Annotated in this window: 16 protein-coding genes and 1 pseudogene; 9 read left to right on the top strand and 8 right to left on the bottom strand. The window is 68.0% G+C overall.

Features of this window, described 5'->3' with window-relative positions:
- Together nhaA and dxs are read left to right on the top strand one after the other, a co-directional pair.
- Complete coding sequence (gene nhaA / locus SLQ31_RS11755) at window positions 1–1,302, top strand: Na+/H+ antiporter NhaA (RefSeq protein ID WP_319432442.1); 1,302 nt, start codon at window positions 1–3, stop codon at window positions 1,300–1,302.
- A 28-nt stretch (window positions 1,303–1,330) separates the two neighbouring features.
- A complete protein-coding gene (gene dxs, locus SLQ31_RS11760; protein ID WP_319432444.1) occupies window positions 1,331–3,247 on the top strand; it encodes a 1-deoxy-D-xylulose-5-phosphate synthase in 1,917 nt (638 codons plus the stop codon).
- Here dxs and SLQ31_RS11765 read toward each other — a convergent pair.
- On the bottom strand, window positions 3,244–4,521 hold the full coding sequence (locus SLQ31_RS11765; RefSeq protein WP_319432446.1) for a ribonuclease D: 1,278 nt from the start codon (window positions 4,519–4,521) through the stop codon (window positions 3,244–3,246). The two genes, dxs and SLQ31_RS11765, sit on opposite strands and share 4 nt — an antisense overlap.
- A gap of 1 nt (window position 4,522) precedes the next feature.
- Window positions 4,523–5,059, bottom strand: a complete 537-nt coding sequence (locus SLQ31_RS11770; RefSeq protein WP_319433063.1) for a DUF3000 domain-containing protein — start codon at window positions 5,057–5,059, stop codon at window positions 4,523–4,525.
- Window positions 5,060–5,221: 162 nt separating this feature from the next.
- Here SLQ31_RS11770 and hemE point away from each other — a divergent pair, with 162 nt between their 5' ends.
- The 6 genes and pseudogenes from hemE to SLQ31_RS11800 all read left to right on the top strand — a co-directional run bounded on the left by hemE (window position 5,222) and on the right by SLQ31_RS11800 (window position 15,714).
- Window positions 5,222–6,271 carry a uroporphyrinogen decarboxylase gene (hemE, locus tag SLQ31_RS11775; RefSeq protein ID WP_319432448.1) on the top strand — a complete coding sequence of 350 codons (1,050 nt, stop codon included), beginning with the start codon at window positions 5,222–5,224 and terminating at the stop codon, window positions 6,269–6,271.
- Window positions 6,268–7,657: pseudogene (locus SLQ31_RS11780) on the top strand (protoporphyrinogen oxidase). Before hemE ends, SLQ31_RS11780 begins: the two are co-directional and overlap by 4 nt.
- Window positions 7,658–7,686: 29 nt before the next feature.
- Window positions 7,687–8,391 carry a hydrogen peroxide-dependent heme synthase gene (hemQ, locus tag SLQ31_RS11785; protein WP_319432450.1) on the top strand — a complete coding sequence of 235 codons (705 nt, stop codon included), beginning with the start codon at window positions 7,687–7,689 and terminating at the stop codon, window positions 8,389–8,391.
- 115 nt (window positions 8,392–8,506) lie between these two features.
- A complete protein-coding gene (locus tag SLQ31_RS11790; protein ID WP_319432452.1) occupies window positions 8,507–10,900 on the top strand; it encodes a bifunctional diguanylate cyclase/phosphodiesterase in 2,394 nt (797 codons plus the stop codon).
- Between the two features lie 33 nt (window positions 10,901–10,933).
- Window positions 10,934–13,255 carry a bifunctional diguanylate cyclase/phosphodiesterase gene (locus tag SLQ31_RS11795; RefSeq protein WP_319432454.1) on the top strand — a complete coding sequence of 774 codons (2,322 nt, stop codon included), beginning with the start codon at window positions 10,934–10,936 and terminating at the stop codon, window positions 13,253–13,255.
- A gap of 119 nt (window positions 13,256–13,374) precedes the next feature.
- Window positions 13,375–15,714, top strand: a complete 2,340-nt coding sequence (locus tag SLQ31_RS11800) for a bifunctional diguanylate cyclase/phosphodiesterase (RefSeq protein WP_319432455.1) — start codon at window positions 13,375–13,377, stop codon at window positions 15,712–15,714.
- On the opposite strand, the gene msrB is transcribed toward SLQ31_RS11800, so the two are convergent.
- The 4 genes from msrB to SLQ31_RS11820 are packed head-to-tail and all read right to left on the bottom strand — an operon-like array spanning window position 15,674 to window position 19,819.
- Entirely contained in the window at window positions 15,674–16,084 is a 411-nt protein-coding gene (gene msrB / locus SLQ31_RS11805) for a peptide-methionine (R)-S-oxide reductase MsrB (protein ID WP_319433065.1), read from the bottom strand. The two genes, SLQ31_RS11800 and msrB, sit on opposite strands and share 41 nt — an antisense overlap.
- A gap of 13 nt (window positions 16,085–16,097) precedes the next feature.
- The gene (aftC, locus tag SLQ31_RS11810) at window positions 16,098–17,378 is read right to left on the bottom strand and encodes an arabinofuranan 3-O-arabinosyltransferase (protein ID WP_319432457.1); all 1,281 of its coding nucleotides are present in this window, start codon (window positions 17,376–17,378) and stop codon (window positions 16,098–16,100) included.
- A gap of 35 nt (window positions 17,379–17,413) precedes the next feature.
- Window positions 17,414–18,988: an alpha/beta fold hydrolase gene (locus SLQ31_RS11815; protein WP_319432459.1), complete on the bottom strand. Its 1,575-nt coding sequence runs from the start codon at window positions 18,986–18,988 to the stop codon at window positions 17,414–17,416.
- 36 nt (window positions 18,989–19,024) lie between these two features.
- Window positions 19,025–19,819: a pyrimidine reductase family protein gene (locus SLQ31_RS11820; RefSeq protein ID WP_319432461.1), complete on the bottom strand. Its 795-nt coding sequence runs from the start codon at window positions 19,817–19,819 to the stop codon at window positions 19,025–19,027.
- A gap of 35 nt (window positions 19,820–19,854) precedes the next feature.
- Here SLQ31_RS11820 and zapE point away from each other — a divergent pair, with 35 nt between their 5' ends.
- Window positions 19,855–20,871: a cell division protein ZapE gene (gene zapE / locus SLQ31_RS11825; RefSeq protein ID WP_319432463.1), complete on the top strand. Its 1,017-nt coding sequence runs from the start codon at window positions 19,855–19,857 to the stop codon at window positions 20,869–20,871.
- Window positions 20,872–20,874: 3 nt separating this feature from the next.
- On the opposite strand, the gene SLQ31_RS11830 is transcribed toward zapE, so the two are convergent.
- Both SLQ31_RS11830 and SLQ31_RS11835 read right to left on the bottom strand, forming a co-directional pair.
- Entirely contained in the window at window positions 20,875–21,186 is a 312-nt protein-coding gene (locus SLQ31_RS11830; protein ID WP_319432465.1) for an STAS domain-containing protein, read from the bottom strand.
- The gene (locus SLQ31_RS11835) at window positions 21,183–25,292 is read right to left on the bottom strand and encodes a SpoIIE family protein phosphatase (protein WP_319432467.1); all 4,110 of its coding nucleotides are present in this window, start codon (window positions 25,290–25,292) and stop codon (window positions 21,183–21,185) included. Before SLQ31_RS11835 ends, SLQ31_RS11830 begins: the two co-directional genes overlap by 4 nt.
- Between the last annotated feature and the right edge of the window lie 113 nt (window positions 25,293–25,405).

The following is a 25,405-nucleotide window of genomic DNA, read 5'->3' on the forward strand; positions in this document are numbered from 1 at the left end:
ATGCGTCACGCCTTATTCGCGCGGGGGTCGTGGTCGGAGACCTCGCGGATCTCCTCGATCCTGCGCAAGGAGACCGTCGGTGGGGCGTTGCTGCTTCTGGCCGCCGCCACCGCCTTGGTCTGGGCCAACTCGCCGTGGTCGGCGGCCTATGACCGACTGGGCGACCTGCATCTCGGTACCGACCGGCTCGGCCTGCACCTCGATCTGAGTCTGGGCGGCTGGGCGGCCGATGGGCTGCTGGCGATCTTCTTCTTCGTCGTCGGCCTCGAGCTCAAGCGCGAGTTCGTCGCCGGTGACCTGCGTGATCCCGGTCGCGCCGCGCTGCCGATCGCCGCCGCGGTGGGCGGCATGGTGGCACCGGCGGCCATTTTCGTGGCCTTCACGCTGCCCGAGGGCGCCGGCGCGAGCCGTGGCTGGGCCATCCCGACGGCCACCGACATCGCGTTCGCGGTCGCCGTGCTCGCCGTCCTGTCCACCCACCTGCCAGGCGCCCTGCGGACGTTTCTGCTGACGCTGGCCGTCGTCGACGATCTGCTCGCGATCACCGTGATCGCGGTTTTCTACACCGACAAGATCAACGTCGTCGCGCTCCTGGTCGCGCTGATCCCGCTGACGGTGTTCGCGGTCCTCGTGCAGCGCCGGATCAGCTCCTGGTGGCTACTGATCCCACTGGCGGTGCTCACCTGGGCGTTCGTCCACGAATCCGGGGTGCACGCGACGGTGGCCGGGGTGCTCCTGGGCTTCACGGTGCCAGTACTGCGCAGCGCAGCGGCCGGCGGACCCGACGCCGGACCCGGGCTGGCCGAGCACTTCGAGCACCGGATGCGGCCGCTGTCGGCGGGCTTCGCGGTGCCGGTCTTCGCGTTCTTCGCCGCCGGTGTGACGTTCGGCGGTTATCACGGTTTGATCACAGCTCTGCGCGATCCGATTGCAATGGGCATCGTCTTCGGCCTGGTCGCAGGCAAGACAATCGGGGTGTTCGGCACCACCTGGACACTGGCCAAGCTGACCCGCGCCAGCCTCGACTCGGCACTGCGCTGGGTCGACGTGTTCGGCATCTCCATGTTGGCCGGGATCGGCTTCACGGTATCCCTGCTGATCGGCGAATTGGCCTACGAACCGGGCTCCGAACGCCACGACGTCGTCAAGGTCGCCGTGCTCGCGGGAAGTTTGCTGGCGGCCGTGCTCGCGGCGGTCGTACTGCGGCTGCGCAACCGGCATTACCGCACGGTGTGGGAGCTGGAGAACCAAGATGACGACCACGACGGGGTGCCCGACATCTACGAGTCTCATCAGGACTGATCTACGCACGGGTGCGTAGACTGGCCAGATGCTTGAACAGGTTCGCGGCCCCGCCGATCTGCAACACCTGTCCCAAGCGCAGCTCACCGAACTGGCTGCCGAGATTCGCCAGTTCCTGATCCACAAGGTCGCTGCCACGGGTGGACACCTCGGGCCGAACCTCGGAGTCGTCGAGCTGACGCTGGCGTTGCACCGGGTCTTCGACTCTCCGCACGACCCTATCCTTTTCGACACCGGACACCAGGCCTACGTGCACAAGATGCTCACTGGTCGCGCGGCCGACTTCGACACGTTGCGCACGCGCGACGGCCTGTCGGGTTATCCGTCCCGCGCCGAAAGTGAGCACGACTGGGTCGAGTCCAGCCACGCCTCGGCCGCGCTGTCGTATGCCGACGGGTTGGCCAAAGCCTTCGAGCTGACCGGCCACCGCAACCGCCACGTCGTGGCGGTGGTCGGCGACGGCGCCCTGACCGGCGGTATGTGCTGGGAAGCCCTGAACAACATCGCGGCCTCCCGCCGGCCGGTGGTGATCGTCGTGAACGACAACGGCCGCTCGTACGCCCCGACCATCGGTGGGCTGGCCGATCATCTGGCCGGGCTGCGCCTGCAACCGGGCTACGAGCGGTTCTTGGAGCGCGGCCGAGTCGCGGTACGCGGTGTGCCGGTCGTCGGCGAAGCCTGCTACCAGGCCATGCACAGCGTGAAGGCCGGTATCAAGGACGCGTTGTCCCCGCAGGTGATGTTCACCGACCTCGGCCTGAAGTACGTCGGCCCGATCGACGGGCACGACGAGAACGCGGTCGAGACCGCCCTGCGGCACGCCCGCGGTTTCAATGCACCGGTGATCGTGCACGTGGTGACGCGCAAGGGCATGGGCTATGCGCCGGCCGAGAACGACGAGGCCGACCAGATGCACTCCTGCGGGGTCATCGATCCCGACACCGGGCTGGCGACGAAGTCCTCGGCGCCGGGCTGGACGTCGGTGTTCGCCGAGTCGTTGATCTCCTATGCCGCCAAACGGCGCGACATCGTGGCGATCACCGCGGCGATGCCGGGCCCGACCGGCCTTTCGGCATTCGGGGATCGTTTCCCGGACCGGCTGTTCGACGTCGGGATCGCCGAGCAGCACGCGATGACCTCGGCAGCCGGGCTGGCGATGGGTGGGCTGCACCCGGTGGTGGCTATCTACTCGACGTTCCTCAACCGGGCGTTCGACCAGATCATGATGGACGTCGCCCTGCACAAGTTGCCAGTGACGATGGTGCTCGACCGGGCCGGGATCACCGGCAGCGACGGCGCCAGCCACAACGGCATGTGGGACATGTCGCTGCTCAATATCGTTCCCGGCATCCGGGTGGCCGCGCCGCGCGACGGCGCCCGCCTTCGCGAGGAGCTGGGCGAGGCGCTGGAGATCAACGACGGCCCGACCGCCATCCGCTTCCCCAAAGGTGAAGTGGGCGAGGACATTCCCGCGCTCGAGCGGCTCTCGGGTATGGACATCCTGGCGCGCCCGACCGACGGCCTCGGCAACGACGTCCTGCTCGTCGCGGTGGGATCGTTCGCGCGGATGGCGCTCAAGGTCGCTCAGCGGCTGCGCAATCAGGGGATCGGGGTCACCGTCGTGGATCCCCGCTGGGTGATCCCGGTGCCGAATGCGATTGCGCCCCTTGCTACGTCGCACAAGCTCGTGGTCACGATGGAGGACAACGGCGTGCGCGGCGGGGTGGGTTCGGCAGTCTCCGCGACGCTGCGTGCCGCCGAGATCGACGTCCCGTGCCGGGATCTTGCTGTGCCGCAACAGTTCTTGGATCATGCCAGCCGCAGCGAGGTGCTCGAGGCGGTAGGCCTGACCGAGCAGAACATCGCCCGCCAGGTCACCGGCTGGGTGGCCGCGCTGGGTGCGCTCGACGCTGACGAGCGTCACCCCAGCGAGCGCCTCGACTAGTCCTGAGCCGGCCCCAACTTCGCGGCCAGCACCGGAACCACCAGTGTGCGTTGCCATTCCCTGGCGCCGTTGTCGCGCAGAAAATTGTCGATCGCGGCGCTGACGTCGCCGCTGTCCTGCCAGTCCCAGCACAGCCTGCGGACGAGTTCGGGGGAGGCCAGGTTCTCGGCGGGGACGTGCACCTGTTCGGAGAGTTCGGCCAATCCCGCGCGGGCGGCGTCGAGTCGGGCGGAGGCCTCCGGCTTGCGCTTAGCCCAGCGCACCGCCGGCGGCGGACCGTTCTGCGGCTCGGCGGTGTCCGGCGGCTCCGGGTTGGTGCGGGCCGACTCCAGCGCGGCCAGCCAGACATTCGCGCTGCGGCGCTGCTTGTGCCCGCCGAAGATCGGCAGCTTCGTCAGGTCGTCGACGGTCTTGGGGTCGGCCACCGCGGCGGCGATGATCGCCGAGTCCGGCAGGATCCGCCCCGGCGCGATATCGCGGCGCCGGGCGATCTGATCGCGGACCGTCCACAGCTCCCGGACCGCGGCCAGCGTCTGTCGGTCGCGGACCTTGTGGATCCCGGACGTGCGCCGCCACCGATCGCGCCGCGTCGGTGTCGCATCGGCGTGCCGCAGGTGCTCGAATTCCTCTGCGGCCCAGCTGGTTTTGTCTTGCTCGGCCAGCACGCCGGCGATCGCCTCCCGTAGCTCGACGAGCACCTCGACATCCAGGGCGGCGTAGTTCAGCCATGCGTCGGGCAGCGGGCGTTTGGACCAATCCGCGGCGCCGTGTCCTTTGGCCAGACCCAGCCCCAGCAGGCGCTGCACCATGGCCGCCAGATTCACCCGTTCGAAGCCGGCCAGCCGGCCGGCCAGTTCGGTGTCGTACAGGGCCGGCGGGTGCATCCCGACCTCGGCCAGGCACGGCAGATCCTGGTCGGCGGCGTGCAGGATCCACTCGTCGGTGGACAGCACATCGGCCACCGGCCGCAGCACGTCGATCGGACTGTTGCCGTGGTTGACCGGATCGATGAGCACCGTGCCTGCGCCGGTGCGGCGAATCTGGATCAGGTAGGCGCGGTTGGAGTAACGGAAGCCCGACGCCCGCTCCGCGTCGACCGCGAACGGGCCGGTGCCTTTCGCCAGCTGCTCTGCCGCGCGGGCGATCTCGTCGACGCTGATCGACAGCGGTGGCACGCCGTCGGCCGGGCACAGCAGGGGAGTCGCCTCGGGGGCGTCATCGGCTGGGGTATCGGGCGCCGCGACTGCAGCGTCGTCATCATCTGGTTCTGGCATGTCAGGCGCGTGAGCGGGAACCCAGATCTGTCACTCCGACCGGCGGCAGGCCCGCGGCGTGCTCGAGCACTTCGCAGAACGCCTGCACATGGGTGTCGAGTGCCATGGTGGTGGCCGTCCAGGACGCGCGCAGCTCGAGTTGATGCGCGCGCGGTGGCCCGGAGATATCGCCGTAGCGCACCGAGGTGGTGGCCGTGACGGTGCCGCCAAGGGCGGTGACGTGCTCGGAGCGGCTCTCCAGGGCGTCGACAAGCCAGCTCCAGGCCACCTCGGGCAAAAGCGGGTCGACGGCCTCGCTGGAGTCCAGATCGGCCTGGATGTAGGCGACCAGGCGCATGGTGCCGTCCCAGGCCTCCGAGCCGTCCGGATCGTGCAGCAGGATCAGCCGGCCGAACGCATCACCCTCGGAGGTTTCCGGGACGATTTCGGTCTCGACGTGCTTGACCTCGGCGCCCAGCGCATAGCTGTACGGCGCGAGACGTTGAGGTGGGCGGATCGGACCGAGCTCGATCTCCGGCCGTACCTCGGCGGTACTCATCGCCGCCACCGCCTCGCGGAATTCCGCTGGTTCCGCAGTGGTCACGGCAATTGACGCTAGCCCTATCGTCGAGGTCGAGGGGGCAGGCGCGCCGATTTGATGCCGTCGGGCGCCTAAGGGCTTCGTGGGCTGGGCTCCCGGGCGCATGGGACCATGGACGCGATGAGTACCCGTCGCCAGCTGCCCGAGGCGCCCTACCTGGCCGCCGCCACTGGCCGCAAGCCCAGTCGTGTCCCGGTGTGGTTCATGCGCCAGGCCGGCCGGTCGCTTCCCGAGTACCGCGAACTGCGGGCCAAGAACACGATGATGCAGGCCTGCTTCGACGCCGAGATGGTCTGCGAGATCACCCTGCAGCCGATCCGCCGGCATGGCGTCGACGCGGCGATCTTGTTCTCCGACATCGTCGTCCCGCTGCGCGGCGCGGGCATCGAACTGGACATCGTTCCCGACGTCGGCCCGGTGATCGACCACCCGGTGCGCACTGCCGCCGACGTGGATGCCATGAAAAGCCTAGAGCTGCAGCGGGTCAGCGCGATCTCCGACGCGGTGGGCCTGCTGGTGACCGAGCTCGGCGACGTTCCGCTGATCGGTTTCGCCGGTGCCCCGTTCACGCTGGCGTCCTATCTGATCGAGGGCGGGCCCAGCAAGCAGCACGAGCGGACCAAGGCGATGATGCTGGCCGACCCCTCGACCTGGCATGCGCTGATGGAGTATTTGGCCGACCTGACGATCGCCTTCCTGAAGGTGCAGCTCGACGCCGGGGTGGACGCCATCCAGCTGTTCGACTCCTGGGCGGGCACGCTGTCGCTCGCGGATTACCGCAGCCATGTGCTGCCGCACAGTTCGCGGGTGTTCGCCGCGCTGGCCGACTACGGCGTGCCGATGACCCATTTCGGGGTCGGGACCGCGGAACTGCTCGGCGCGATGGGCGAGGCGGGTGCCAGCGTCGTCGGCGTCGACTGGCGGACCTCACTGGCCGACGCCGCGCTGCGCGTCGGTCCGAACGTTGCCCTGCAGGGCAACCTCGACCCGGTCGTACTGCTGGCCGGCTGGCCGGCGGTCGAGCGTGCCGCGCGCTCGGTGGTCGACGACGGCCGACGGGCGGTCGACGCCGGCGCTGCCGGGCACATCTTCAACCTCGGCCACGGCGTGCTGCCGGGCACCGATCCGGGCGTGCTGACAGATCTGGTCGGCTTAGTGCACTCGCTGTGAGCAACCGCTATTGCGTTGTGGGGGGCGGCATTTCAGGTCTGGTCGCGGCCTACCGGCTACGCGTGCTGGTCGGGGACGACGCCGACATCACGGTGTTCGACCCGGCCGACCGGCTCGGCGGGATCCTGCGCACCGAACGCCTCGGGGGCCAGCCGATCGACATCGGCGCGGAAGCCTTCGTGGTGCGCCGCCCCGAGGTGCCCGCACTGCTGGCCGAACTGGGCCTGGGCGGCCGCCAGATCAGCACGACCGGCGTGCGGCCCACGATCTACAGCCAGGGCCGCATCCACCCGCTGCCGGCCGACACCGTCAACGGCATCCCGACCTCGGCGGCCTCGGTGACCGGCCTGGTCGACGACGCGACGATCGCGCAGATGGCCGCCGAACCCAGCCGCCCGCTGAGCTGGCGACCGGGCGCCGACCCGGCCGTCGGCGCCGTCGTCGCCGACCGGTTCGGCGCCCAGGTGGTCGCCCGCTCGGTGGACCCGATGCTGTCCGGCGTCTACGCCGGCTCGGCGGCCACCATCGGCATCCGCTCCGCGGCGCCGACGCTGGCCGCCGCCCTGGACGCCGGGGCCGCCAGCCTCACCGACGCCGGTCGGGGGGGGGGGGGCCGGCCCCGCCCCGCGGGGGGGGGGGGGGCGCCGGCCCCCCCCCCGCGGCCCGGTGTTCGGCGCCATCGCGGGCGGCTACCAGGTGCTGCTGGACGAACTGGTGGCCCGCAGCCGGCTGCGGTGGATACCGACCTCGGTACAGCACATCGCGCCCGACGCACAGGGCTGGAGCCTGCGCGACGATGAGGGCAACTACCACCGTGCCGACGCGGTGATCGTGGCCGTACCGGCGCCGCGGCTGGCGCCGCTGCTGGCTGACACCGCGCCGAACGCCGCCGCGGCGGCCGCCCGGATCCCGGTCGCCTCCGCGGCGGTACTGGCGCTGGCGGTCCCCGGTGGAACCCCCCTGCCGCAGCAGTCCGGTGTGCTGGTGGCCAGCGGAGAACGCTTGCACACCAAGGCAATTACGCTGTCGACCCGCAAGTGGGGGGCGCGCGGCAACGCCGAATTGCTGCGGCTGTCGTTCGGCCGGTTCGGTGATGGCGTGGCCCGCAACACCTCCGATGCCGACCTGCAGGCCTGGGCGGTGGCCGACCTGGAAACGGTGTTCGGCATCGCGGTGGATCCCATCGACGTCCTGGTGCACCGCTGGCTCGACGCGATGCCGCAGTACGGTCCCGGCCACCGCGACCTGACCGCCGGGCTGCGCACGGACCTCCCGCCCACGTTGGCGATCGCGGGCAACTACCTCGACGGCATCGGCGTGCCCGCGTGTGTGGCGGTGGCGGGCCGGGCGGCCGAACGTGTGGTGGCCGCCACCATCCGCAGATAGGCGTGACCGCGCGTGGCACCATGGGTGCCATGGCCAAACTGGACTACGACGAGCTCAACGCCACAATCCGCTACGTGATGTTCTCGGTGTTCGCGGTGGAACCGGGGGAGCTGGGTTACGACGAAGAATCCCGCGCCGCCGTCGTGGACGAGACCGCCACGTTCCTCAAGCAACAGGAGGACAACGGTGTCGTGGTGCGCGGTCTCTACGACGTCGCGGGGCTGCGGGCCGATGCCGATTTCATGATCTGGACGCATGCCGAGCGGATCGAGACGCTCCAGGCCACCTACAGCGACTTCCGCCGCACCACCACGCTGGGGCGGGCCGTCACGCCGGTGTGGAGCGCCGTCGCGCTGCACCGGCCTGCCGAATTCAACAAGAGCCACGTCCCGGCGTTCCTGGCCGGCGAGGAGCCGGGCAATTACGTCTGCGTGTACCCCTTCGTGCGTTCGCTGGATTGGTATTTGCTGCCCGATGACGAGCGCCGCAAGATGCTGGCCGACCACGGGATGGCCGCCCGCAGCTACAAGGACGTCCGCGCCAACACCGTGCCGGCCTTCGCGCTGGGCGACTACGAGTGGATCCTGGCATTCGAGGCGTCTGAGCTGTACCGCATCGTCGACCTGATGCGGGACCTGCGGGCCACCGAAGCCCGCCGCCACGTGCGCGAAGAGATCCCGTTCTTCACCGGTCCCCGGGTCGGTGTCGAGGAGCTGGTCGCGAAGCTGCCCTAGCTGGGCAATCGCGCCGACGAGTCCGTAAAAGTTCGCTACGATTGCCTGGCCGTGATTTCTGCGCGGCCGGGACGATCGGGAGGCCCGCGTGACAGGGCTTAGGACGATGCAGACGATGGCCGTGGTCATTGGTCTGGGTGCGTCCGTTCTGATCATCGACGCTTTGCTGGTGCTCGGCGGATGGTCGAATGGCTCAGTGGTTCGACTGGTCACCAACACCGACAACCTGCTGATCGAACTGAGCGTCGTCGCGACGGTGGCTGCGATCTTGACCGCCCGATCCGCCCGCGGACGGGTGCGCGCCGCGTGGGTCACGCTGGCGGTCGGGCTTGCCTGTTTCACCCTCGGCGCCATTCTCTGGCGCGCCTACAAGCTCATCGGCTACCACCACCCGTACCCGTCGCTGGCCGATGCCGCGTACCTGGTGCTCCCGATCGCCACCGCGATCGCGCTGTTGTTGCTGTCCTCCGGACTCAGCCGGACATCGCGGACCCGGCTGATTCTCGACGGCTTGATCGTGGCCGGGTCGTTCACCATCGTCGGCTGGGCCATGGTGCTCGACGAGCTGTGGAATTCGGCGCCCAAGGATCAGCTGCACATGGCGGTCTCGGTCAGCTATCCGGTGTTGGACGCCGCCGTTCTCACCATCGGAGTGCTGGTGGTGGCGCGTGCCCAACGCGGTCAGCGCCTGACGCTGATCCTGCTCACACTGGGCATGTTGGGTATCGCGATCTCCGACGGCGCCTTCGTCTACCTGACCGCGACACACAAGCCAACGGGCACACAGTTTCTCGATGTCGGCTGGCTCGTCGGCTTGGCGCTGTTCATTGCCGCGGCCATCACCGGCCGGGGCTTCGCACATCGGGACGCGGTTGCGGCTCAACCCGTTTCGCTGACGTCCGTGTGGCTGCCGTTCGTCCCGGTCATGTTGGCCAGCTTGGCGGTGTTCACGCAGTCGCCCGATGAGATCAAGTCCGGGCCGATACCGATGATCGGGATTGTGCTGCTGTTAGCCTTCAGTGGCCGCCAGCTGTTGGTGATGTTCGAGAACCGCATCCTGCTGGCGACGGTGGCCGAGCAGGCGCTGCGTGATCCGTTGACCGGCGTCGGCAACCGGATCGTCTTTCGCGACCGGCTCAACCACGCCATGGAAATGCGTCAGCGGGACGGCATCTCGGTCGGTGTTCTGGTCATGGACCTCGACGACTTCAAGGTGGTCAACGACACCCTCGGTCACCCGGTCGGTGACGAACTGCTCAGCCTGGTCGCCGATCGGATCGCCGCGTGTCTGCGGGCCGGTGACACGGTGGCGCGGCTGGGCGGCGACGAGTTCGCCGTCCTCATCGAGGGCCGGGTGGACAATTCGCAGTTGGTCGCCCACCGGGTGGTGGAGGCCTTCGATGAGCCGTTCATCGTCGACGGTCAGGACTTGCTGATCCGGCCCAGCGTCGGGCTTGCTGTCGCCGAACCTGACGAACCCGATCTGACGGCCGAAGATCTACTCAAGCGCGCTGATATCGCGATGTATTCGGCCAAGCGGTCCCGCACCGGGGGGGTGCACCCGTTCAACTCGGAGATGCTGCTGGTCGAATCGCCCGACAGTGATCTGTTCTCCACCGGCCCGTTGCCGGTTGCCCGCGGAGGCGCGAGCACGATTCGGTTGTTGGGCGAGCTGCGCCAGGCCATCGACCAGTTCGAGCTCACGCTGGTGTATCAGCCGAAGTTCGACCTGCGCACGGCGGCGATCGTGGGTGTGGAGGCGCTGGTGCGCTGGCCGCACCCGACGCGGGGCCTGCTGGCGCCCGACGAGTTCCTTCCGTTGGTCCGCCGCTACGGGCTGATGGGCTCGATCACCGACCTCGTGGTCAATCAGGCACTCGACGATGTATTGCGCTGGCGCGCAGAGGGACTCACGGTGCCGATCGCGGTGAACATGTTCGCGCCGTCGATGGCCGACCTGCGGTTGCCCGGCAAGTTCGCCAAGTCACTCGCCAGCCGGAACATCAGTCCGTCCCAGCTGACCGTCGAGATCACCGAAGACCTGTTCCTGGACAACATGGATCGCACTAAGACCGTGCTGAGTCAGTTGCAGGGCAACGGTATTCGGATCGCGATCGACGATTTCGGCAGCGGATACTCGGCGCTGTCCTACATGCGCGACCTGACCGTCGACGAGGTCAAACTGGACCGCAACTTCATCGCACCGATTCCGGCCGATCAGCGGGCGGCCGCCGTGGTGCGCGCCGTGGTCAATCTGGCCGACGAGCTGGGTCTGACCACCGTCGCCGAAGGCATCGAGACCGCAGGAACGGCGGATTGGCTGCGCCAGCACGGCTGTCACGTCGGACAGGGCTACTACTTCAGTCCGCCGCTGGCGTCCGACAAGCTGGTCGAGGTCTTGAAGAAGTGTCAAAGTGACGGCACCTGCCAGACATTGGGCTGTTCGGTCAGCGAGGGCTCCTGTCGATGGGCTGACTCCGACGTTCCCCAGATCGAGTTAATGCGCTAGGTGTACCTGCGGGGCCGACGAGAAGGGGCCGAGATGCTGAAGACTTCTCGCGTCGCGATCGGCGCCGCCACCGTGTTCGTCGCCTATGTGGTGCTGATTCTGGGTGGCTGGTCGCACGGCCCGGCGTTGACCGTCATCTACGATTTCGGATTCGTCGCGCTGACGATCCCTGCCATTGCGTTCTCCGCCCTGACGGCCCGGGCGCTCAGCGGCCGGCTGCGGCTGGCCTGGGTGTCGATGACCATCGGACTGCTCGGCTGGGCGGTTGGCGAGACGATCTGGATGTACTACGAGATACACCTGCGGCAGGCTCCGTTCCCTTCGGTCGCCGCTGCCGCATACCTGGTCATGCCGCTGGGCGCGTGTACGGCGCTGCTCTTGTTTCCCGTCGACCACAGCACCCAGTCTCGCTGGCGGGTGTTCCTCGACGGATTCATCGTGGCGGCATCGCTGTTCCTGGTGAGCTGGGTGACGATCCTGCACCCGTTGTATCTGTCGGATACCTCCAATCGGTGGGGATTCGCCATTGCACTGGCTTATCCGCTCTCGGACATCGTGATCCTGACGGTCGCCGGGGTGGTGTTGGTCAGGGCGACCGGAAATCGCCGGTTGTCGTTGATTCTGTTGACCGCCGGTTTGACATGTTTCGCCTTGGCGGACAGCGCTTTTGCGTATCTGACTGCCAAAGGTGACTACGGGCCCGGCAGTGTCATCGGCATCGCATGGGCGGCTGGTCTGCTACTCATCAGCGTGGCCGCGGTCGCGGGCCGCGACGGCATGCTCGAGCAGCGCAGTTCGCCCACGCTGCCCGGATGGGCCTCGGTGTGGTTGCCGTACACGCCGTTACTGCTGGCGGCGATAGTCGCGGCCGCCCAACCCGTGCCGCAACTGCACTCGCGGCCGGTCATGGTCGCGGCTGGCCTCCTGATGATCGCCGTTCCAGCCCGCCAATTCCTCGCGGTGCGCGAGAACCGGCGGCTGGTGGCCACACTCGCGGACCAGGCGCTGCGCGATTCTCTGACCGGTCTGGCCAATCGCGCACTGTTCAAACAACGTCTCGACCGCGCAATGCAACGTCATCAACTCGAGGGCCATCCGCTTGCCGTTGTGGCCGTGGACCTCAACGACTTCAAGCTCGTGAATGACGATCTGGGCCATCTGGTGGGGGACGATCTGCTGGTCGGAGTGGCCCGTCGCCTGCTCGCCAGTGCTCGCGTTGTCGACACGGTGGCCCGGCTCGGCGGCGACGAGTTCGCGGTGCTGGTCAACGGTGACGCCGCCTCTGCTGAACGCTTGGGCCACAGCGTCGTTGAGGCCTTCGAAGAGCCATTCGTGCTCAGCGGCCACGAGCTTCTGATACGCCCAAGCGTCGGGCTGGCGGTAGCTGAGTCGGGCGAAGCGGACCTCTCGGCTGACGAGCTACTCAGGCGTGCGTACGCGGCGATGTTGATGGCGAAACGGTCGCGGGTCCGCGCGGTGCAGGTCTACAACCCGGAAATGCCGTTGGCGAACGAGGTGGCCGACAAACAGTTGTTCGGAGCCCCCGCACCCCAGCCTGATGCGGGAGGCGCTTCGGCGATCCAGCTCCTGGGCAGGCTTCGACAAGCCATCGACCGATCCGAGCTCACTCTCGTCTACCAGCCGAAGCTTGATTTACACACCGGCGACATCGTCGGTGTGGAGTCGTTGCTGCGGTGGCCTCAGCCGGACGGGACGGGCGTGACCCCGGAAACCTTCCTGCCGCTGGTTCGCCGCCACGGTCTGATGGGCCTGGTCACTCAGTTCGTGATCACCAGAGCCCTCGACGACGCGTTGGCCTGGCATCGGGCCGGGATCGACGTGCCGGTGGCGGTGAACCTGTTCGCCCCGTCGATGGCCAACGTCGGGCTGCCGGCAGCGATCGCGCAGATGGTGGCCGATCGCGGGCTGAGCCCGGCGGCGTTGATGGTCGAGATCACCGAAGACCTGTTCCTGGATAGCACCGAGCGAACGCGCTCGGTATTGGAGCAATTGCGGCACAACGGTATTCGGATCGCGATCGACGATTTCGGCAGTGGCTACTCGGCGTTGTCCTATCTGCGCGATCTGCCGATCGACGAGGTGAAACTGGATCGCAGTTTCATCGCGCCGATCTTGGTCGATGCGCGGGCGGCGGCCGTCGTGCGGGCCGTGGTCGACCTCGCACACGTGCTGGACCTGATGGTCGTGGTGGAGGGTGTCGAGGACGCCGAGACCGCTGCGCTGGTACGTGAACTGGGCTGCGACATCGGGCAGGGCTTCTACTATGGCCCTCCGGTGCCGCCCGCGGATTTGCTGCGCCTTGTCCAGAGAAGGGCGGACAGCGCGACCACCTAGGGGCTACGCCGAGATTGCCGTTCCGCCAATGTGTTGCGGCGGCGTTGCTAACCTTGCGCTGTCGTCATCGCCGTCGGCCCCACCGTTCGTGGCCGTCTGCCTTGCGGTGAGGGGGTGGGATGCGAACCGGACGTGCGGTCGCGTTGATTGCCGCCGCTGGAGCCGCAATTGCCATGTGGCTCATCGCCGATTGGGTGCCTGCGGTTGTGCTCTCGCGGATCGACTCTGCCCTCTACGTGGCCGCGCCGTGCATCGCTGCGGGCAGTGCCGCGTGGGCGGCCCGGTCGTCATCGGGTCGGCAACGGCTCGCCTGGCTGTGCATGTGTTTCGGGCTCGTCGGCTGGGCGGTCGGCGCGGCGTCCGTCGTTCGCTTCGAGGCGTTCCTGAGCGGACACACGTTGTCCCCTGGCGCAACGTGGCCCTTTGTCCTGTTCCCGATCGGGTTCGGTGCCGCGCTGCTGCTCTTTCCGACCGGGTTGACCAGGCGATACTTGGGCCGATTCCTGCTCGACGCGGCCATCGTCGCGGGATCGTTCTTCCTGGTGTTCTGGCTTGTCGTGATGGACGAGGTGTACAAGGCCGCCGGCCCAGGCCGCGGGATGACGGCGCTGTTGCCTGCGGTGTACGCGGCCATGGAGATCGCCGTCGTGACCCTCGCGCTGCTCCTAGTGGTGCGCGGCCCATCAAATCAGCGTGCGACGTTGGCGCTGTTGACTGCAGGCCTGCTCGGGGTGGTGTTGTCGGACAGCGTCTACACCTACATCTCGGTGCACCGCGCGTACTTGCACGGGTCCCTTGTCGACACTGGCTGGATCGCCGGGATGCTACTGATCGCGATCGCCGCGCTCGCCGCACGTCAACCGACGGCGCCTGCCCCCGAGGTGCGAACGGAGTCTGCCTGGGCGTCGGTGTGGCTCCCAGGACTGACCGCGGTCCTGGTCTTGGTGGCGGCGACGACGGAGCCGATGGTGGATTTGACCTCCCGGCCGGTGCTGGTGCTCGGAGCATGCCTGGCCTTGGCCGTCTTCGCCCGCCAGTTCCTGGCGATCAGCGACAATCAACGGCTGCTTGCGGAGGCGGCCGATCAGGCGCTGCGGGATCCGCTGACCGGGGTGGCGAACTACACCCGATTCAACGACCGGCTGACCGAAGTGATGCGACTGCGCGACCGCGACCGGGTCCCGATCGCGGTAATGGTGTTGGACCTCAACGACTTCAAGCTCGTCAACGACAGCTACGGTCATCCCGCGGGGGACCGGCTGCTCATGTTGGTCAGCGACCGGATCAGGCGGGCGGTCCGACCTGACGATACGGTCGCGAGGCTCGGCGGTGACGAGTTCGGGATCGTCATGACCGGCCCGATCGGCGATTCGGAGCGGGTCGCAGGGCGGGTGGTCGGTGCGTTCGACGCGCCGTTTGTGGTCGACGGGCACGACCTCTCGATGCGGCCCAGTGCCGGAATGGCTTTCGCCGATGCCGACGGTTCCGCGGTCTCCACTGAAGTGCTGCTCAAGCAGGCGGACACCGCGATGTATTCGGCGAAGTGGGCGGGTTCCGGTGGCGTGCACGTCTTCACCGCTGAGATGGATTCCGTTCGTGTCGACCGGACGCTGTTCCGCACCACGGATGTTCCGGTGCGCAACAGCTCTGCGGTCCTGACTCTGTTGGGTGAGCTCCGTCAGGCCGTCGAGCACGCCGAGCTGACTTTGGTGTATCAACCGCAATTCCGTTTGCGGACAGGCTGTCTGGTTGGTTTCGAAGCCCTGCTGCGCTGGCCCCAGCGAGATGGCAGCGTGCTCACGCCCGATGAATTCCTGCCGATGGTCTCCCGGCACGGACTGATGGACGCAGTGACCGACCTGGTGCTCGGCAGGGCTTGCGAGGATGCGGCGCGGTGGCGAGCCGCTGGAATCGATGCATCGGTTTCCGTCAATTTGTTCGCGCCGTCACTGGCTGACGCGACCCTGCCCGGCAGGATTGCCGCCGCCCTCGACGATAGTGGCCTGCCGCCGTCGTGCCTGACGGTCGAGATCACCGAGCATCTGGTTCTGGGCGATCTCGAACAGACCCGGGAGGTTCTGAGTCGGTTGCGGCAGCAACAGATCAGGGTGGCCATCGACGATTTCGGCACCGGCTATTCGACGCTGTCCTATTTGACGAAACTGCCCAGTGACGAATTGAAACTGGATCCGCAGTTCGTCGCTCCGGTGCTCGTCGACCCGACGGCGGCCGCCGTCGTGCGTGCCGTGGTCGGCCTGGCGCAGGAGCTCGGAATCACCACGGTGGCAGAGGGTGTCGAGAACGCCCACACCGCGGCGTGGCTCCGGCAGCACGGATGCGATATCGCGCAGGGCTACTTCTATGGCATGCCTGTCGATATCGACAGGGTGCTCGCACGCTTCACCCCGCGGCCGCGGGCTACTCCTCGGACGGCACCAGCTTCAGCGAAATCGAATTGATGCAGTACCGCTGATCGGTCGGCGTGGGGTAGCCCTCACCGCTGAACACGTGGCCGAGGTGGCTGTGGCAGTTCGCGCACAGCACCTCCACCCGGTGCATGCCGCCGGCGTCGTCCGGCCGCAGGATCACCGCATCGGAGTGCGACGGGTCGAAGAACGACGGCCAGCCGCAATGCGATTCGAATTTCTCTGTGCTGCGGAACAATTCGGTACCGCAGGCGCGGCAGGCGTAGATGCCCTCGGTCTTGGTGTCGGTGTACTCGCCAGTGAAGGGACGCTCGGTGCCGGCTTCGCGCAGTACCGCATACTCGGCCGGGTTGAGCCGCGTGCGCCACTCGTCGTTGGTCAGTTCGAGCTTGGGGGCTGGAATCGAACTCATGCGTTCACGTTACCGTGGCGTCGGACCGCGGTTTGCGCAGCCACGACGGATCGATCCCGTCGGCCAGCCGGCCCTCGGCCTTGGCGTCGGCGTAGCGGTAGTACAGCACGCAGAACACCACGACCAGCATCAGCGACCAGCCGTAGGTGATCTTCATGTACTCCAGGAACCGGCCGGTCGTGGGCCACCGCCACAGCAGCCAGCGGTCCATCGTCAGGAACCCGTAGGTGGCCAGCCAGGCCGGCCAGTTGCGCACCACCGAGTTGGGCAGCACCACCGTCATCAGGAACGGGAACAGCATCATCGAGTAGTAGCCCTGGGCCAGCGACAGCACCAGCCACGACGCGATCAGCAGGACTCCGGATGAGGTCAGCATCCAGAACAGCGGGTCGCGGTCCTTGTAGTACCGGTGCAGCAGCCACAGGCTGGCCACGGCCAGGGCCAGGAACGCCACCCGCAGTGCCAGGATCAGCCACATCGGCAGCCCGTAGTACACGCCGTTGCCCAGCACCGAGCTGTTGAAGTAGTCGCGGGTGGAGAAGATGTACGGCAGGGTGCGTTCGACGAAGTTCATCGGGTCGGCCACCAGCGGCCACGCGGCCAGGTTGAACACCACGGGCACAACGATGGCGGCGACCACGGCCCGCCATTGGCCCTTGAGCAGCGGCAGCAGCAACAGCACCCCGAGCACCGGTTTGACGACCAGCGACAGCCCGATCACCACACCGGCCCACCACTGGTGGCTGACCTTGCCGTCGAGCAGCCAGCGGAAGAACAGCACCTCGCACAGCAGGATGCAGCCGTTGATGTTGGTGAACACCAGGGTGTTGGTCACCGACTCGGTGCTGTACATCGCCAACAGCAGGGCGGGCAGCGCCACCGAGGTCAGCGAGAACTTGAACAGCTTCACCAGCAGGCAGGCGGCCAGGATCATGGCCACGGTGTTGAAGAACACGAACCAGTTGTGCGAGGCGAACACCGGCATATAGCCGAACGGCGCCATCAGCAGGGTGCCGCCCGGTGGATACAGGTAGTGCGGGTCGACGTGGTCGAAGTGCTCGTTGTAGATGTCCAGACCGCGCCGGAAGTTCGACACCGCACGGTAGACCGGCCCGAAGTCGTCGGTGATGTAGCCGTTGGCGGCCAGCACGTAGCTGCGGTGAATGATCGACATGATCGCGATCGGCCACAGGACTGAACGCAGGACCGCCGCGGCGGTGGGTGGGCTGGTCCGGGGGCGAAATGCGGCCAGCAGGCCGGATCGCGATGAGTCAGCTAGCGCCACGTCCGCAACTTACACCGACGCGATGCGTCAGACGCTCAGGCGGGGCAGTAGGTGTCGGTGGCCGGCATGTTGCCGCTGTCGAGATACCCCATCATCGGCGGCAGGGCGCACGCGGAGTAGATGCTGGCGCCGTGGCCGATGCCCTGCCACATCACCCGCTTGCTGGCCGCGCCGGCATTGATGATGGTGGCCGCCGACGCGGGCACCCCCTGGTTGCCTGCGATCGGGTCGTTCAGCACGCCGAGCAGCAGCACGTTGACCTTGAGATCTTTGGGTTCCTTGGGGGCCGAACCGCTGGGCCAGTTCAGGCATTTGACCAGGCCGAGCGCGCCGATCGTGCCGAATTGGGGGTAGAGCTTGCCCCACTGGACGACGAGTTCACGTACCCGGTCGGGGGTCGGCCGGTTCAGCGCATCGCTGCAGGAGTTGATGAACTGCCCGTCGCTGTCGCGCATCGCCTCGGCCCGGTTGATCAGGCTGTTCAGCTGGTTGGCGTCACCGCTGCGCGCGGCGGCCAGGGTGTTGGCCAGGCTGACGGTGCTGCCGATCCGGTCGCCGCTGGGGAAGCCCATGCCTGTGACGATCGCGTTGGCCAGCACCGCCGCCGACACGCCACCGGGGCCGCGGCCCGCGCGGGCGGCGGCCAGCAGCGAGTCGACGGCGCCCTTCGGGTCAGGCCCGAGCGCGCAGTTGACCGCGACGCATTGCGCGGCGAACGCGTCGAGCGCACCCTGCTGGCCCTTCACCTGCTCCTCGGCCGCTGATTCGGCGTTGACGCCGGGCGGGACGGGGGAGTCCAGCACCAGGCGGGCCACCTTGTCGGGATGCGAACCGGCGTAGGCCAGCGCGATCTGCGCACCGTTGCCGACCCCGATCAGCGCCAGCGACGGCACGTCCCAGGTGCTACGCAGCCGCTCGAGATCCTCGGCGGCGCGGGCATTGTCGTAGGCCGAGTCACCGGGGGAGATGGTGTCGGTGCAGCTCGTCGTCGCAGTCATGGTGATCGCGCCCAGGTTGGCCACCGGGTCGTCACCCGACTCGAACTGGGCCAGATCGCGCATCTCCTGGCGGTCGAATGCGTCCCGGCAGTCCACGGGGCTGGACATCCCGAGTCCGCGGCGATCGACCGAGACGATCGGGTGGCTCTTAAGCACATCGGCGCCCGAGCGGGACAGCCACACCGGCAGCTGCATCGACGACGGGATGTCGGTGCCGGTGGTGAAGACCAACGGGCCGGCGTCGGGCGGGGTCTGCACCGACCGGGCGCGCACCACGCCGATGCTCACCGTGCCGGTTGCACCGGCGATGGGGTCGAGGTCGGCGTCGTAGTTGGCGCACTCCAGGGTCACGCCCGGGGCGGGCGGTGTTCCGGCGTCACCGAATACCTTCGAGGTGCAGTCTTTCCAACCCAGCTCGTTCTTGGGCACCGCGATGGCGGGCGGGCCGCCGGCCGGTGCAGTGGTGGCGGGGCCGGACGGGTTGTGTGCCTTGTCGCTGGCGAACTGCGGATTCGCGGCCAGCCACGGGGCACATCCGGTCAGCAAAGCGGTCAGTGCCGCGGTGCCGAGGCTGACTATCGCCTGGGAGGCCCAGACCCGACGATCGCGCATGCCCACCACAGTAGCGACCCCGCCGGCCGGTTCCGCTCAGCCGACGCGCGTGTAGCGCGCGTACAGATAGCCGTCGGCGTCGGAGATCAGGTGCTCGCGCCGCATCGCTGTCAGCACGTGCCCGGAGCCGGTTGCGATCCGCGGTGCCGATCCGCCGACGAGCTTGGGTGCGGTGGTCAGGCACAGTTCGTCGATCAGGTTGTGCTCGACGAACGTGCCCGTCAGGGTCGGTCCGCCTTCGCACAGCACCCGGAACAGCCCATGGTCGGCCAGCGCGGCCAGCATCGCCGTCGGGTCGACTTCGGCGGGATCGGCGGCCGAGCAGGCGATCACGTCGGCCGCGCCGGCCAGCCGGGCACGGGTGTCGGCGACGGCACCGTCGCAGGTGAGCACCAGCGGCGCGACCTCGGTGCGGGTGAACACCGGTAAGTCCCGCTCGATGTGCCCGGAGCGGGTGACCAACGCGATCGGCGGGACCTCGCTCTGGCCGCGGCGCTGCCGGTCCTGTCGTCCCGGGACCGACATCTGGGCCCCGGAGTAGTTCTCGGCGCGCGCGGTGCCGGCGCCGACGATGATGACGTCGGCGAGCTCGCGCAACACCCGGAAGAGCCGACGGTCGCCCAGACCGCCGAGTCCACCGGAGGTGCCGTCGGTCGCGGCGCCGCCGTCGAGACTGGTGATCGCGTTGCCGCGGACCACGCAGCGGCTCAGGTCGGCGGGATAGGCGTAGAGCTCGGCGAGGCGGTCGTCGCTGAGGGCACCGCCGGGACTATCGCCGCCCAGCAGGGTGAACTGCGTCCCATCGGGGTCATTCGCGCTTGGGCTGGACATACTCACGATTCCAACACGTCGCTACAGTGCCTGTCATGGACCGCCTCGTCGATCGGCATCCGACGGTCTCCCCGGAGCGGCTGGTGGCTCAGCTCATCCCGCCACCCACGTTCGCCGACGTCCGCTTCGACACCTATCGGCCCGATCCCGCCGAGCCCAGCCAGACCGCCGCCGTGGCGGCCTGCCGCGCGTTCTGTGCGGAGGCGCAGCAACGGCGGGCCGGCAAGAAGAAGCTGTTCGGCAAGCGGGAAACCCTGCCCGGGGTGGGGATCTACCTCGACGGTGGGTTCGGGGTCGGCAAGACGCACCTGCTGGCGTCGGCGTATCGAGAGCTGCCCGAGTCGGCCGAACATCCCAGGGCGTTCGCGACGTTCGGCGAGCTGACCCAGCTGGCCGGGGTCTTCGGCTTCGTCGAGTGCATCGACCTGCTGGCCGAGTATGTCGTGGTGTGCATCGACGAGTTCGAGCTCGACGATCCGGGCAACACCACGCTGATCTCGCGGCTGCTGTCCCAGCTCGTGGAGCGCGGGGTGTCGATCGCGGCGACGTCCAACACGCTGCCTGAGCAGCTTGGCGAAGGGCGCTTCGCCGCCCAAGATTTCCTGCGTGAAATCAACACGCTGGCAAGCATTTTCACCACGGTGCGGATCGAGGGCCCGGACTACCGGCACCGCGGCTTGCCGCCGGCGCCGGATCCGCTGTCCGAGGACGCCGTCGTGGCACGGGCGGCCGAGGTCGCCGGCGCCACCCTCGACGACTTCGACGCGTTGTGTGCTCACTTGGCGACGATGCATCCCTCGCGCTACCTCACCCTGATTGAGGGGGTGTCGGCGGTCTTCATCACCGGCGTCCACGCAATCGACGACCAGAATGTGGCGCTGCGGCTGGTCGCGCTGACCGACCGGCTCTACGACGCCGGCATTCCGGTGGTGGCGTCGGGCGCCAAACTGGACACCATCTTCTCCGAAGAGATGCTGGCCGGCGGCTACCGCAAGAAGTACCTGCGGGCGACGTCGCGGCTGTTGGCGCTGACCAGTCCCGGGGGACTGTAGGTCTCAGGTATCCGATGTGGCGGGCCGGATCTTCGCCAGCTCGGTCAGGCCGCTGACCACAAGTACGCGCATCAGCACGGGGTTGGCGATGATCTGAAGTGATTCGGCATGGGGGGCAAGGGCATTGATCGCCGCGCTGTCCAGATACTCGACCGCACTGAGGTCGACGGTCAGGGTGTCAGTGTCGCCGCCGGTGCCGGCGTTGAGGGCCTGGGCGAAGTCGGCCACGTTGCTGGCATCGATCTCGCCGCTGGCGAACAGCACCAGTTGGCCGTCGGCCGCTCGGTCGATGCGAACTGTCAGTGGTGTGCTCATCGGCGGATCCTGGTCGCCATTTGCACGATCGTGCCGGTGGTGTCTTGCAGGATCGAGACATCTTCCATCAGCGCCTGCATGATCTGAATGCCCTTGCCGCGGTGGCTATAACCCGTCTGCTTGGGTTTCCACGAGCCGGTGTCGACGATGGTCAGCCGCAGCTGGTCCACTTCCGAGATGGCCTGCAGGGTGATCGTGCCGCCCTCGGTGTGGCGGTAGCCGTGTTCGATGGAGTTGGTGACGGCTTCACCGGCGGCGACCAGTACGTCCTGCGCCTGGTCCTGGTCGATGCCGGCGGAGATCAGCCACTCCCGCAGCGCGGCGCGCGCCGGAGCCAGATGCAGTGGGTCGGCTGGGATCGTCACTTCCAGTGGAGCGGGATGCCGGTAGAGCAGCAAGGCGACGTCGTCCTGGTATCCGCCCGGCGGTGCCAGGCGTTGCATGATCTGGTCGGCCAGCGGGTCGAGATCGAGCACGCTGTCGTCGCGAATGAGGTTGACCGCCCGGTCGATTCCGTCGTCGAGCGAACGCCGCCGGCGTTCGACCAGCCCGTCGGTGTAGAGGAGCAGGGTGGCCTGCGCCGGTATGGTCACCTGAGCCTGGGGACGCTCCCGGTCCGGCCGGATGCCCAGCGCGATGGAGTGCCCACCTTCGAGTAGCTGGGTGGTGCCGTTGGCGTAGACCAGGATCGCCGGCGGATGGCCGGCACTGGAATAGGTCAGCTCGCCGGTGTCGGGATCGAGGATCGCGCAGAACGCGGTGGTGGACTGGGCGCCTGGCAGGCGTGCGGCGAACCGGTCCAGGCCCGCCAATGCCGCTGCGGGACTTGAGTTTTCGAGCAGTAGCGCACGGCATGCACTGCGCAACTGTCCCATCACGGTCGCCGCGCTCAGGTCGTGGCCGACGCAATCGCCGACGACCAGAGCGATCCGGCCGTCATCGAGGGCGATCACGTCATACCAGTCACCGCCGACCTGCAGCGGATGGGATGCTGGCTGATAGCGGACCGCAAAACCGGCGGGCAGAGAGGCCGGCCCCAGGATTGAATGCTGAAGTGCCAGAGCGGTTTCCCGCTGCTGATCCACCTGGTGGACGCGCTGCAGGCCCTGCCCTAGTCGGCCGGCCAGCACGGTCAGCAAGGTCTGGTCTTCGGAGGTGAAGGGCCGTTCGGCGGGCAGGTCGATCCAGATCACCAGGATGCCGAGCGGGTGTTGCAGCGCGATGCCCGCCGAGCCGGTGATCGCGGTGTCTGCGGTCAGCAGGTCCCCGCCGCCGCCCAGCGAGGTGATCCGCTCTCGGACCGCGTCCGGCAGCGCGGCCCACTGTCCTTCGCCGACGTCGCCGAGGAATTCCGGGGTCTCGCCTCCCGTGAAGACCGCGGCCAACACGCGCTGGGCCGACCACTGATCGTGTATTTGCTGGACCGCTCCGCGTAGGGCGTCGTCGACGGTATCTGCCTGCACGAGTTGCTGATTCAGTGTGGCAAGGGCGGTCTGGCGTTGCCCGCTGTAATGCTCGGTGGTGACGTCGCGGAAGGTTCCGACCATCACGCCTCGGCCGGTGTCGGGGTCCTCGGCGTGAGCGATGTTTGTGGTGATCCAGACCCGGTGGCCGTCGCGGTGATTCACCGGAACGGTGAAGCTGCCATGGGGGTGAGCGGGAATGCCGGCGAACGCCTCGACGATCTGCTGATGAGCTTCGGGCTGGGTCTGGGCATCCGGCCACCACGGATGCTCCGGGGCGTAGGGCAGATCCTCGGGGCCGAAGCCGAGGATCTCGGTGAAGGCGTTGTTGATCTCGATGACGGCACCGACCTCGTCGCAGACGAAGAACGCCTCCTGCAGCGACTCCACCAGGGCCGCGCGCCAACGGGTGTGGTGGGTGCGCAGCCGCGCCAGCTCGATGTTGGCCCGCACCCGGGCCAGGAGATCTGCCGCGGCAAAGGGTTTCACCAGATAGTCGTCGGCGCCGGCACGCAGTCCTTCGCTGGACGCCTCCTGGCCGGCCCGGGCCGACAGCAACAGCACGGGAACACCGACGGTGCGCGTGTTGGTCCGCAGTGCGGCCACCAGCGCCAGCCCGTCGAGGCGCGGCATCATCACATCGCTGACCACGAGGTCCGGCAGCTCGGCCCGGATCCGGGTCAGTGCCTGCTGGCCGTCGGCTACCGCGTCCACCCGGTAGCCGGCGCCGCGAAGCAGCCGGACCAGGTATTCGCGCATGTCGGCGTTGTCGTCGGCGACCAAAACGTGCCGCGGCGCCGTCGCCCCTGGCAGTGGGTCCGGCACCTCCGACATATCGTCGGCATCGTTATCGGGCAGCCAGCGAAGAGCTTCCTGCACATAGGGTTCGGCGATACCGGAGGGCCCGCGAATTTCCCCCGGCGAGGTGAGTGCGTCGGCGGGCAGATGGGCCGCCCCGATCGGCAACCGAACGGTGAAGGTCGTGCCCTCACCCGCCACGCTCTCGGCGGCGATGGTCCCGCCGTGCAGGCCGACGAGTTCCTTCACCAGCGCGAGCCCGATGCCGCTGCCCTCGGTGGAGCGGGCACGAGCATTCTCGATCCGGTGAAAGCGCTCGAACAGCCGGGGCATCTCGGCGTCGGCGACGCCGATCCCGGTATCGGCGACGCTCACTACGGCCTCGCCGCCATCGCGGAACACGCGCACGGTGATCGTGCCGTCGAAGGTGTACTTCAGCGCGTTGGACAACAGGTTGAGGATCACCTTCTCCCACATGTCGTGGTCCAGGTACACCGGCTCGTCCAGGGGCTGACAGTCCACGATCAGCTGCAGTCCCGCGCGGTCGATGGCCGAGCGGAACACGCTCGCCAGTTCCGCGGTCACGTCGGCCACATTCACCGGCTCGTAGCGGGCCTGCACCCGGTTGGCCTCGATCCGGGAGAAGTCCAGCAACGTGTTGACCAGCTTGGCCAGGCGCAGCCCGTTGCGCTCGATGACGTCCAGTTCCTTCTGGGCGTGCTCGTCGAGCCCCGGGGTGCGGGTGCGTAGCTCGGCCACCGGGCCCAGGATGAGGGTGATCGGAGTGCGGAATTCGTGGCTGATGTTGGAGAAGAACGCCGTCTTGGCGCGGTCCAGCTCGGCCAGCTCCTCGACCTGGCGCTGCTGTTCGCGGTAACTGCGGGCGTTGGAAATTCCGGTCGCGATGTGGCCCGCGACCAGGTTGATGAAGCCGCGGTACTCGTCGTCGAATAGGCGGAAGCGATTGAGCGCGGCGACCAGGAATCCGGATGGCGTGCCGCCCTGCGCCAGCAGGGGTGTCACGACCGCCTGGCGGGGCGGATCCGGCCATTCGCCGGCCGGCAGGTCGGTGAATGGTTTGCCGTCGAGGTCGACCACCACCGAGCGGCCGTGGCCGGCCTCGTCGACGGGCCAGACCCCGGCGCTGCCTGCGGGCAGCACTGCCGGCGCGGCCGGGTGGCCGGCCGTGATTCCGGTCGATCCCGCCAGGCGCGCGGTGCCGTCGTCGTCGAACAGGTAGGTCAGCGTGAACGGCAGGTCGCGCGAGTTGCGCTCGAGCTGGCGGGCCGCAAAGGTCAGCATTTCCCGCTCGGTACGCACCGCTGACAAATCAGAGCCCAGGTCGCGCAGCGTGGCCAGCCGCCGCGCACCGATCACCCGGTCGGTGTCTTCACTGACGACGCAGAGCATGCCGACGACGTCCCCGGCGTCGTCGCGCAGGGGACTGTAGGAGAAGGTGTGGTACGTCTCTTCGGGGTAGCCGGATCGCTCCAGGAACAGCAGCAGCGCCTCGTCCCAGGTCGCCTCGGCGGTGGCCAGCACCCGGTCGATGCGGGGGCCGATGTCATCCCAGATCTCGGCCCACACCTCTGTGGCCGGCCGGCCCAATGCCCAGGGGTACTTGCGGCCGAGCGTGTCGCGCCGGTAGGCGTTGTTGCAGAAAAACGTCAGCTCGGGTCCCCACGCCATCCACATGGGGAAGCGGGAGGACAGCAGAATGCTGACCGCGGTGCGCAGGCTTTGTGGCCAGTCGGCCGACGGCCCCAGTGGCGTCGCCGCCCAGTCCACCTGGGCCAGATCGTGACCGACATGATCGTCGGGGCCCGAAGCCGAACCAACGTCCACCAAGCGTCCTTTCGGCCAGATCCGGCGCCGTATCCAGCGTTGTGCGATCGGGCAACGGAGTTCACATTACGGGCAGTTTTCTAAACCAGGGGCCTAGTCAGCGCAGTGTGTGG

Source organism: Mycobacterium sp. RTGN5 (assembly GCF_033804465.1).
GTDB lineage: Bacteria > Actinomycetota > Actinomycetes > Mycobacteriales > Mycobacteriaceae > Mycobacterium.

Coding starts and splice junctions, on each gene's coding strand:
- SLQ31_RS11830 (WP_319432465.1), bottom strand. CDS start 21,186: ATGAGCACACCACTGACAGTTCGCATCGACCGAGCGGCCGACGGCCAA.
- SLQ31_RS11795 (WP_319432454.1), top strand. CDS start 10,934: ATGCTGAAGACTTCTCGCGTCGCGATCGGCGCCGCCACCGTGTTCGTC.
- hemE (WP_319432448.1), top strand. CDS start 5,222: ATGAGTACCCGTCGCCAGCTGCCCGAGGCGCCCTACCTGGCCGCCGCC.
- SLQ31_RS11790 (WP_319432452.1), top strand. CDS start 8,507: ATGGCCGTGGTCATTGGTCTGGGTGCGTCCGTTCTGATCATCGACGCT.
- SLQ31_RS11765 (WP_319432446.1), bottom strand. CDS start 4,521: ATGCCAGAACCAGATGATGACGACGCTGCAGTCGCGGCGCCCGATACC.
- hemQ (WP_319432450.1), top strand. CDS start 7,687: ATGGCCAAACTGGACTACGACGAGCTCAACGCCACAATCCGCTACGTG.
- dxs (WP_319432444.1), top strand. CDS start 1,331: ATGCTTGAACAGGTTCGCGGCCCCGCCGATCTGCAACACCTGTCCCAA.
- nhaA (WP_319432442.1), top strand. CDS start 1: ATGCGTCACGCCTTATTCGCGCGGGGGTCGTGGTCGGAGACCTCGCGG.
- SLQ31_RS11800 (WP_319432455.1), top strand. CDS start 13,375: ATGCGAACCGGACGTGCGGTCGCGTTGATTGCCGCCGCTGGAGCCGCA.
- SLQ31_RS11815 (WP_319432459.1), bottom strand. CDS start 18,988: ATGCGCGATCGTCGGGTCTGGGCCTCCCAGGCGATAGTCAGCCTCGGC.
- zapE (WP_319432463.1), top strand. CDS start 19,855: ATGGACCGCCTCGTCGATCGGCATCCGACGGTCTCCCCGGAGCGGCTG.
- SLQ31_RS11820 (WP_319432461.1), bottom strand. CDS start 19,819: ATGTCCAGCCCAAGCGCGAATGACCCCGATGGGACGCAGTTCACCCTG.
- SLQ31_RS11770 (WP_319433063.1), bottom strand. CDS start 5,059: ATGAGTACCGCCGAGGTACGGCCGGAGATCGAGCTCGGTCCGATCCGC.